Here is an 8,981-nt window from a genome sequence, read left to right as displayed (position 1 = left end):
CGCCGCGGTCGTCGCGGCCGCCGCGCGGGCCGCCCGCCCCCGGCCCGGCGAGCGCGTCGCGGTCGTCGGCGCGGGCACGCTGGGGATGCTCGCGGTGCAGCTGCTCGCCGCGTCGACACCCGCAGAGCTCGTGGTGGTCGACCCCCGGGCGGCGCGCGGCGAGCAGGCGCGCATCTTCGGCGCGACCGCGGCCCTCACCCCCGAGGACGCCCGGGCCGTCCAGGGGGCCTTCGACCTGGTGGTGGAGACCGCGGGCGCGCCGCCCACCGCGGCCTCGTCCTGCCTGCTCGCCCGGAGGGGCGGCCGGGTGGTGCTCACCGGGATGTTCGCGCCGGGCGCCGCCGGGATCGACCCCGTCCACCTGTCGCTGAACCAGCTGGAGATCCGCAGCGTCTTCGGCGCCTCCTCGGCGGCCTGGTCGGAGGCGGTCCGCGCCTTCGGCGTGGGCCTGCTCGACCCGGCGGCCCTCATCACGCACGAGTTCCCGCTGGAGGAGTTCGGCGAGGCGGTGGCGCTGGTCGGCGGCGGCGACCCGAAGACCGGGAAGGTGCTGCTCCGCCCCTAGGTGACGCCCGGGCACACCCCGGGCACCCCCACGGGGGGGCACCTCCACCTCACGTACCGAACCGCATTCGAAATACCGAACATTGGAGTCCCGTTGCCCACCCCGTCAACACCCCGCCGGCGCCCCGGCGTCGACGCCCTCGCCCGCATCGGCCACGCCGTGCCGGTGCCCGACCCGGCGGGCGCGTCCCCGTACACGTTCCCCGACGGCGGCACCTGGCGCACCGAGATCCCGTCCGTGGAGGGGCCGGAGGCCCTGTCCGTCGTCCTGAAGGAGAGCGCGCGCCTCGACGTGCCCGTGCACCGCATCAGCCAGGGCAGCGGCGTGTGGATGCTCACCGACACCGAGCTCACCGAGATGGTGGACACCTGCGCCGAACGGGACATCGAGCTCTGCCTGTTCACCGGGCCGCGCGGCACCTGGGACACCGGCGCCTCCACCCGCACCGACTCCGGCGGCGCGGGCCTGCGCGCCCGCGGCCACGACGCGCTCGCCGGCTGTGTCGAGGACGCCCTGCGCGCCACCGAGCTGGGCGTGCGGTGCCTGCTCGTCGCCGACGAGGGCGTGCTGTGGACGCTGCACCGCATGCGGGCCGCCGGTGTGCTGCCGCGCGAGGTCACCTTCAAGGTCTCCGCGCTCACGGGCCCGGTCAACCCCGCTTCGTACGCCGTGTACGAGCGGCTCGGCGCCGATTCCCTCAATGTGCCCTCGGACTTGACGGTGCAGCACCTCACCGAGATCCGCCGGGTGAGCCGGGCGCCGATGGACATGTACGTGGAGGCGCCGGACGACCTCGGCGGCTACGTCCGCATGTACGAGGTCGCGGAGCTGATCCGCTGCGGGGCCCCGCTGTACGTGAAGTTCGGCCTGAGCAAGTCGCCCGGCATCTACCCCTACGGCGCCCATCTGCGCGAGCACACCCTGGCCACCGCCCGCGAGCGGGTGCGGCGGGGCCGGCTCGCCCTCGACCTCCTCGCCCGGCACGGCGCCGACGGCGGCATGTCACCGCTCGGCTCCCGGTGCCCCGGCGACCTCCAGCGCTTCCCCGTCCCGGAAGGGAACTGACCCATGCGCATCCGCACCCCGGCCGCCGCCCTGGCGGCCGCAGGACTGCTCGTCGCCTCCCTGTCCGCCTGCGGCCAGGAGGCCAAGGGCGGCAGCCGCTACAAGCCGGACGAGGGCAAGGGCAGCACCATCGGCCTCGCGATGCCCACCAAGGCGTCCGAGCGGTGGATCGCCGACGGCGACAACATGGCCGAGCAGTTCAAGAAGGCCGGCTACAAGACCGATCTGCAGTACGGCGACAACAAGGTCGAGAACCAGATCGCCCAGCTGGAGAATATGATCACCAAGGGGCGCAGTCTCCTGGTGGTCGCCGCCATCGACGGCTCCGCGCTCACCGAGGTCCTGCAGCGCGCGCACGACGCGGGCATCCCCGTGATCTCGTACGACCGCCTCATCCTCGGCACGGACAACGTCGACTACTACGCGTCGTTCGACAACGAGCGCGTCGGCCGCCTCCAGGCCCAGTACATCGTCAAGAAGCTTCAGCTCGGCAAGCCCGAGAAGGGCGGCGACAAGCACAACATCGAGCTGTTCGCGGGCTCGCCGAACGACAACAACACCAAGTACTTCTGGAACGGCGCCATGAAGGTGCTCCAGCCGTACTTCAAGAGCGGCCAACTGACCGTCCGCAGCAAGCAGACGAGGATGAACCAGGCCACCACCCTGGACTGGGACGGCGGCACCGCGCAGAAGCGCATGGACGACCTGATCAGCAAGAACTACGGCTCGGACCGGGTCGACGCGGTCCTCTCGCCCTACGACGGCATCTCCATCGGCGTCATCTCCGCACTGAAGAGCGCCGGGTACGGCTCCAGGAGCCGGCCGCTGCCGGTCATCACCGGGCAGGACGCGGAGCTGGCGTCGGTGAAGTCCATCATCCGCGGCGAGCAGACCCAGACCGTCTTCAAGGACACCCGCAAGCTCGCCCAGCAGACGGTGGCGATGGGCGACGCGGTCCTGAACGACAAGAAGGTGAAGGTCAACAACACCACGGACTACGACAACGGCAAGAAGACCGTGCCCGCCTATCTGCTCGACCCGGTGAGCGTCGACAAGTCCAACACCCGGCTCCTCGTCGACGAGGGGTACTTCAAGGCAGGACAGCTCACATGACGCGGCCCGTCCTGGAGATGCGCGGGATCACCAAGACCTTCCCCGGGGTCAGGGCGCTCTCCGACGTGCATCTGACCGTGCGCCCCGGGGAGATCCACGCGGTCTGCGGCGAGAACGGCGCGGGCAAGTCGACGCTGATGAAGGTCCTCAGCGGTGTGCACGAGCACGGCAGTTACGAGGGCGAGATCCACTTCGAGGGCGAGAGCGTGGCCTTCAAGGACATCCGCGCCAGCGAGCGGCACGGCATCGTGATCATCCATCAGGAGCTGGCGCTCGTCCCGTACTTGTCGATCGCCGAGAACATCTTCCTCGGCAACGAGCGGGCCACGCGCGGCCGCATCGACTGGAACGGCACGCTGCGCGAGGCGAACCGGCTCCTGAAGCGGGTCGGCCTGGACGAGAAGCCGCAGACGCCGGTCGCCGATCTCGGCGTCGGCAAGCAGCAGTTGGTGGAGATCGCCAAGGCCCTGTCGAAGGAGGTGAAGCTGCTCATCCTCGACGAGCCGACGGCGGCGCTCAACGACGAGGACAGCGCGAAGCTCCTCGACCTGATCCTGGAACTGCGCGAGCAGGGCATCGCCGCCATCGTCATCTCCCACAAGCTGGGCGAGATCCGGCAGATCGCCGACGCGGTGACCATCCTGCGCGACGGGCAGTCCATCGAGACCCTGACGGTCCGCGAGCGGCCGGACGTCGAGCCGCGGCTCTCCGAGGACCGGATCATCCGCGGCATGGTCGGCCGCGACCTCGACCACCGCTTCCCCGAGCGCACGCGCTACGACGGCGAGGACGCGGGCACGCTCGCCCTGGCCGTCACCGGCTGGACGGTCCGGCACCCGGTCGACCACCAGCGCAAGGTCGTCGACGACGTGTCGCTGACCGTGCGGCGCGGCGAGATCGTCGGCGTCTCGGGCCTCATGGGAGCGGGCCGCACCGAGCTGGCCATGTCCGTTTTCGGGCGTTCCTACGGTCAGTACGTCGCCGGGAGCGTGGCGGTCGGCGGGCGCGAGGTGACCACGAAGACCGTCCCCGCGGCCATCGACGCCGGGATCGCCTACGTCACCGAGGACCGCAAGCAGTACGGCCTGAACCTCATCGACACCATCCACCGCAACATCTCCCTGGCCTCGCTTCCCGGCATGCGGCGCGGCGGCGTCCCGGGCCTCGTCGACGAGCACCACGAGCGGTCCGTCGCCGAGCGCTACCGGGCGTCGATGAACATCAAGGCCCCCACCGTCTTCGAGCAGGTGGGACGGCTCTCCGGCGGCAACCAGCAGAAGGTCGTCCTGAGCAAGTGGATCCACGCCGACCCCGAGGTGCTGATCCTCGACGAGCCGACGCGCGGCATGACGAGCCGACGCGCGGCATCGACGTCGGGGCCAAGTTCGAGATCTACACCGTCATCGACCGGCTCGCCGCGCAGGGCAAGGCGGTGCTGTTCATCTCCTCCGAACTGCCGGAACTGCTCGGGATGTGCGACCGGATCTACACCATGGCCGAGGGCCGGCTGACCGGTGAGGTCACCCGGGCGGAGGCCACCCAGGAAGTCCTGATGCGCCACATGACGGCGCACCGAAGCTGAAGCGCCCCCCGCGTCCCCCCGCGCCCCCCGACCCAGAACAGAAGCCGAGGCCCCGCCATGACCACCACGACCACACCACCGAAGGACGCGCCCGAAGCGCCGTCCGCACCACGGTCGGCCGGCGCGCTGCTCATCGACATGATGCGCGCCAACATGCGCCAGTACGGCATGCTCGTCGCCCTGGCCTTCATCGTCATCCTGTTCCAGATCTGGACGGACGGCACGCTGCTCCTGCCGAGCAACGTCTCCAACCTGATCCAGCAGAACGGCTACATCCTCATCCTGGCCATCGGCATGATGATCGTCATCATCGCGGGCCACATCGACCTGTCCGTCGGCTCCCTGGTGGCCTTCGTCGGCGCCATGTCGGCGGTGATGATGGTCAAGCACGACATGCCCTGGGTGCTCGCGCTCGTCCTGTCGCTGCTCATCGGCGCGGTCGCGGGGGCCTGGCAGGGCTTCTTCATCGCGTACGTCGGCATCCCGTCGTTCATCGTGACGCTCGCCGGCATGCTGCTCTTCCGCGGCCTGACCCAGATCGTCCTCGAAGGCCAGTCGCTGTCGCCGTTCCCCGACGGATTCCAGAACATCGCCAAGGGCTTCATCCCGGAGATGGGCCCGTACACGCAGTACCACAACCCCACGCTGGTCATCGGCGCCGTGACGGTCGCGTTCCTGCTCTTCCGTGAAGGGCGGCACCGCAAGCGGCAGTTGGCGTACGACCTCGATGTGACGCCGACCGGCCTGTGGGTGGCCAAGTGCGTGGCGATGACGGCCGCCGTGGTGGCGTTCACGCTGACCCTCGCCAGCTTCCACGGCGTGCCCGTGGTGCTGCTCATCATGTGCGGGCTGCTGATCGGCCTCGGCTATGTGATGCGCAACGCGGTCATCGGACGGCATGTGTACGCGCTCGGCGGCAACAAGGCCGCGGCGAAGCTGTCCGGCGTGAAGGACAAGCGCGTCACGTTCCTGATCTTCGTCAACATGGGCGTGCTCGCGGCGCTCGCGGGCTGTGTGTACGCCGCGCGCCTGAACGCGGGCACCCCGCAGGCCGGGCTCAACTTCGAACTGGAGGCGATCGCGGCCTCGTTCATCGGCGGCGCCTCGATGAGCGGCGGCGTCGGCACGGTCCTCGGCGCCGTGATCGGCGGCCTGGTCCTCGGCGTCCTCAACAACGGCATGTCGCTGGTCAACATCGGCACGGATTATCAGCAGGTCATCAAGGGCCTGGTGCTGCTGGCCGCGGTCGGCTTCGACGTCTGGAACAAGCGCAAGGCCGGGCGCTGATGCCTTCACCGATCACAGCTTGCCCATGCCCCCATCGCACCGCATATCGCCCTTCGGGCTCGTCCTCAATCGCCGGACGGGCTAAATGAATTCGGAGTCACACATGGAAACGAGCAGACGAACCGTCCTGGCGGCCGCCGCGGTCGCGGGCCTCACCGTGGCTGCCACGGGCCCCGCGCACGCAGCGCGGCCCACCGCCCCGGCCAAGGAACTCTTCGGCACCCTGCCCGACGGCACGAAGGTGCACCGCTGGAGCCTGGAGAACGGCGGCACCCGCATGAAGGTGCTGTCGTACGGCGGCATCGTGCAGTCCCTCGAACTCCCGGACCGCCACGGCCGGTTCGTGAACGTGTCGCTCGGCTTCGAAAACCTCGCCGACTACCTGACCGCCACCACGTTCTTCGGCGCGCTCATCGGCCGCTACGGCAACCGCATCGCCAAGGGCCGCTTCACGCTCGACGGCGTCAGCCACCAACTGTCCGTCAACGACGGCGAGAACAGCCTGCACGGCGGCGCGCAGGGCTTCGACAAGCGGGTGTGGGACGTCGAGCCGTTCACGGACTCCACCGGCGTCGGCCTGGTCCTGCGCCGCGTCAGCCCCGACGGCGAGATGGGCTACCCGGGCACGCTGCGCACCAAGGTGACGTACACCCTGACCGCGCGCGGCGACTGGCGCATCGCGTACGCGGCGACCACGGACAAGGCGACGGTGGTGAACCTCACCAACCACACGTACTACAACCTCGCGGGCGAGGGCGGCGGCGACGTGCTGGGCCACCGACTGCGCCTCGACGCCTCCCGCTTCACACCGACGGACGCGACGCTCATCCCCACCGGGGAGCGGGCCCCCGTGCGCGGCACGCCCTTCGACTTCCGGCAGGCGAAGCCGATCGGCCGGGACATCCGCGCCGGGCACGCGCAACTCGTGACGGCCCAGGGCTACGACCACAACTGGGTCCTGGACAAGGGACCCACGCGCGGCCCCGGGCACTTCGCGACCCTGCGCGACCCGGCGTCGGGGCGCACGATGCGCGTCGCCACCACCGAGCCGGGCGTGCAGTTCTACTCGGGCAACTTCCTGGACGGCACCCTGACGGGCCCGTCGGGACGCACCTACCGCCAGAGCGACGGGCTGTGCCTGGAGACGCAGCACTTCCCCGACTCGCCGAACCAGCCCTCCTTCCCCTCCACGGTCCTGCGGCCCGGGGAGGTGTACAGGTCGGTGACGGTGCACGCGTTCTCCGCGGACTGAGGGGACACGACGGCGATGCGAACTCGCCCCAGGCCGCGGGCTACGGCGGCAGAACCGGCCGTGGCCGGGCATATGCACTCGACCCGCCCGCAATACGGGCAGACGGGAACCATGGATGGCGTCATGCCTTGCACTATGCCCTGTTGAAGTCAAGATTCCGTTAGAACCCAATGATTATCGGATAGCCCTCGGCGAAGAGTCGGTACGTCCGGACGTTACGGTTATCACCTGACAGGTACGCGGCGTGATGTGACGGGGACTTGATGTGACGAGGACTTGGCCTGAAACAGACCCTGGCGTGCTGCGGCTGCCGTCGGGGCGACTGGTGCGCGGGCGGGGACTGCGGCACCCGCTGCCCGACGGGCCCGCGCCGGTGTTCGCCGTGTACCTCCTCGGCAAGCCCGCGCCCCCGGTCGACTGGGAGGCGCGGTGGCTGCGCTGGCCCGACTTCCGGCTGCCCGCGGACCGCGAGCAGGCGCGGCGGCTGCTCGGCGAGGCGTGGGCCCGGTCCGCCACCGAGCGCGTGGAGATCGCGTGCGGCGGCGGCATCGGCCGCACCGGGACGGCCCTGGCGTGCCTGGCGGTGCTCGACGGCGTTCCCGCCGGCGAGGCGGTGGCCTACGTCCGCGCGCACTATCACCGCCGCGCGGTGGAGACGCCGTGGCAGCGCCGGTTCGTCCGCGGCTTCGGGCCGACGGGGGCGGGGGCGGGGGCGGGGGACTGAAGCGGGTGCTTCGCGGGGGCTGGTCGTTCCGGAGGGCGCTCAGTCGCCCAGGGCGGCGAGCGTGGCCTCCAAGTCGGTGCCGCGCGGCTGGTTGTGGGGCAGCCGGGACAGGACGCGGGCCATGCCGCAGGTGTCGGTGACCGCCGCGAAGACGAGGCCCGAGGCGATCGCGCCGGACAGCACGCGGGCGCGCGGCCAGCGCCGCCCGGCGGCGAGACCGACGAGCACCAAGGAGCCCGCCGCCAGGCGGACCTGACGCTCCATCGCCCAGGTGGCGCGGGCCCCCTCGGGCCGTTCGGCACGGTCGACGTCGTGTCCGTCCCGGGTCCACGCGACAGTGCCGCCCGCCAACGTGGCGGCGCTGACGCCGTGTTCGGCGAGCGTGGCCCGTGCGGTGGCCGAACGCGCGCCGGAGGCACACACGAGCAGCAGGTCACGCCGGTCGGCGGCGGCCCTGAGCGCGGGCAGGGCGCGCGGCAGGTGGTCGAGCGGCACGTTGTGGGCGCCGGGCAGATGTCCGGACGCGAACTCTCCGGGGGTGCGTACGTCGACGACGGTCAGCTCGTGCAGACGGCTCCGGGCCTGGTCGGCGGTGAGCTCGGGCGGGGCGGCGGTCACGGGGTTCCTTCTCTCGTTGCTGCGTACACCACTTGCGTACGATACCCGTAGGGGTATGCCGAAGGAGTTGCTCGTGGACATGGCGATGGCGGCCGATGAGCTGAAGACCGTGGTCAACCGGCTGCGCCGGGCGCAGGGGCAGATCGCCGGAGTGATCAAGATGATCGAGGAGGGGCGGGACTGCGAGGACGTAGTCACCCAACTCGCCGCCGCGTCGCGGGCGTTGGACAAGGCGGGCTTCGCGATCATCGCGACGGGGCTGCAGCACTGTCTGACGGACACGGAGCTCGCGGAGAGCGGGGACAGGGAGCGGATGCGGGCCCGCTTGGAGAAGTTGTTCCTGTCCTTGGCGTGAGGGGACTCATGGCCGTCGTGTCTCCTCGGCGTGCGGGCGCTCATCGTCGTACGACCACGTCGACGAGCATCCCGGCGGCCACCGCGAGCAGCACGACGGCGAACGCCTGCCGCAGCCGGGAGCCGGAGAGCCGGGACGCGAGGCGTTTGCCGTCCCAGGCGCCGAGGACCGCCGCGCCGGTGAACGGCGCGATCACTCCCCAGTCCAGGCCCGTCGTGGTGCTGCCCCGCGTGGCCAGCGCGGCAAGGGAGTTGGCCGCGATGACGAGCAGGCTGGTCCCGGTCGCCGCCCGCATCTCGAAGGCGAGCACGGCGACCAGGGCGGGCACGACGAGAAAGCCCCCGCCGACACCGAGCAGCCCGGTCAGCGCGCCGAGCCCGGCCCCGGCACCGGCCGCCCGGCCCGGCCGCACCGCGCCCG

The 8,981-nt window shown here is 70.9% G+C and carries 10 protein-coding genes and 1 pseudogene; 9 read left to right on the top strand and 2 right to left on the bottom strand.

Going from position 1 to position 8,981, the window contains the following annotated elements; all coding sequences use genetic code 11:
• The 8 genes and pseudogenes from STRAU_RS27990 to STRAU_RS27960 all read left to right on the top strand — a co-directional run.
• Window positions 1–565: zinc-binding dehydrogenase (locus STRAU_RS27990; RefSeq protein ID WP_037662372.1), on the top strand; the 565-nt coding region annotated here is incomplete at its 5' end.
• A gap of 93 nt (window positions 566–658) precedes the next feature.
• A complete protein-coding gene (locus STRAU_RS27985; RefSeq protein ID WP_016643779.1) occupies window positions 659–1,630 on the top strand; it encodes a hypothetical protein in 972 nt (323 codons plus the stop codon).
• A 3-nt stretch (window positions 1,631–1,633) separates the two neighbouring features.
• Window positions 1,634–2,743: a multiple monosaccharide ABC transporter substrate-binding protein gene (chvE, locus tag STRAU_RS27980; RefSeq protein WP_016643778.1), complete on the top strand. Its 1,110-nt coding sequence runs from the start codon at window positions 1,634–1,636 to the stop codon at window positions 2,741–2,743.
• Between the two features lie 71 nt (window positions 2,744–2,814).
• Window positions 2,815–3,195, top strand: a pseudogene (locus tag STRAU_RS44970) (ATP-binding cassette domain-containing protein); the annotation flags it as partial.
• A 279-nt stretch (window positions 3,196–3,474) separates the two neighbouring features.
• Entirely contained in the window at window positions 3,475–4,254 is a 780-nt protein-coding gene (locus tag STRAU_RS44965) for an ATP-binding cassette domain-containing protein (RefSeq protein WP_472980058.1), read from the top strand.
• A gap of 128 nt (window positions 4,255–4,382) precedes the next feature.
• Complete coding sequence (gene mmsB / locus STRAU_RS27970) at window positions 4,383–5,612, top strand: multiple monosaccharide ABC transporter permease (protein WP_016643776.1); 1,230 nt, start codon at window positions 4,383–4,385, stop codon at window positions 5,610–5,612.
• Between the two features lie 103 nt (window positions 5,613–5,715).
• Window positions 5,716–6,864 (top strand): aldose epimerase family protein, encoded by a 1,149-nt coding sequence (locus STRAU_RS27965; protein ID WP_016643775.1) that lies wholly within the window; start codon window positions 5,716–5,718, stop codon window positions 6,862–6,864.
• Window positions 6,865–7,129: 265 nt separating this feature from the next.
• Entirely contained in the window at window positions 7,130–7,588 is a 459-nt protein-coding gene (locus STRAU_RS27960) for a protein-tyrosine phosphatase family protein (protein ID WP_037662370.1), read from the top strand.
• 39 nt (window positions 7,589–7,627) lie between these two features.
• Here the strand turns inward: STRAU_RS27960 and STRAU_RS27955 are convergent, their stop codons facing one another.
• Window positions 7,628–8,206: a rhodanese-like domain-containing protein gene (locus tag STRAU_RS27955; RefSeq protein ID WP_016643773.1), complete on the bottom strand. Its 579-nt coding sequence runs from the start codon at window positions 8,204–8,206 to the stop codon at window positions 7,628–7,630.
• 73 nt (window positions 8,207–8,279) lie between these two features.
• Between STRAU_RS27955 and STRAU_RS27950 the strand changes: the two genes are divergently transcribed.
• On the top strand, window positions 8,280–8,561 hold the full coding sequence (locus STRAU_RS27950; RefSeq protein ID WP_037662368.1) for a metal-sensitive transcriptional regulator: 282 nt from the start codon (window positions 8,280–8,282) through the stop codon (window positions 8,559–8,561).
• A gap of 40 nt (window positions 8,562–8,601) precedes the next feature.
• Here the strand turns inward: STRAU_RS27950 and STRAU_RS27945 are convergent.
• On the bottom strand, window positions 8,602–8,981 hold a 380-nt coding region (locus tag STRAU_RS27945), incomplete at its 5' end, for a sulfite exporter TauE/SafE family protein (RefSeq protein WP_037662365.1).

The organism is Streptomyces aurantiacus JA 4570 (assembly GCF_000414115.1).
Taxonomy (GTDB): Bacteria; Actinomycetota; Actinomycetes; order Streptomycetales; family Streptomycetaceae; genus Streptomyces; species Streptomyces aurantiacus_A.
The sequence above is the reverse complement of the archived record's forward strand: the minus strand, read 5'-3'. Positions and strand labels throughout refer to the sequence as shown.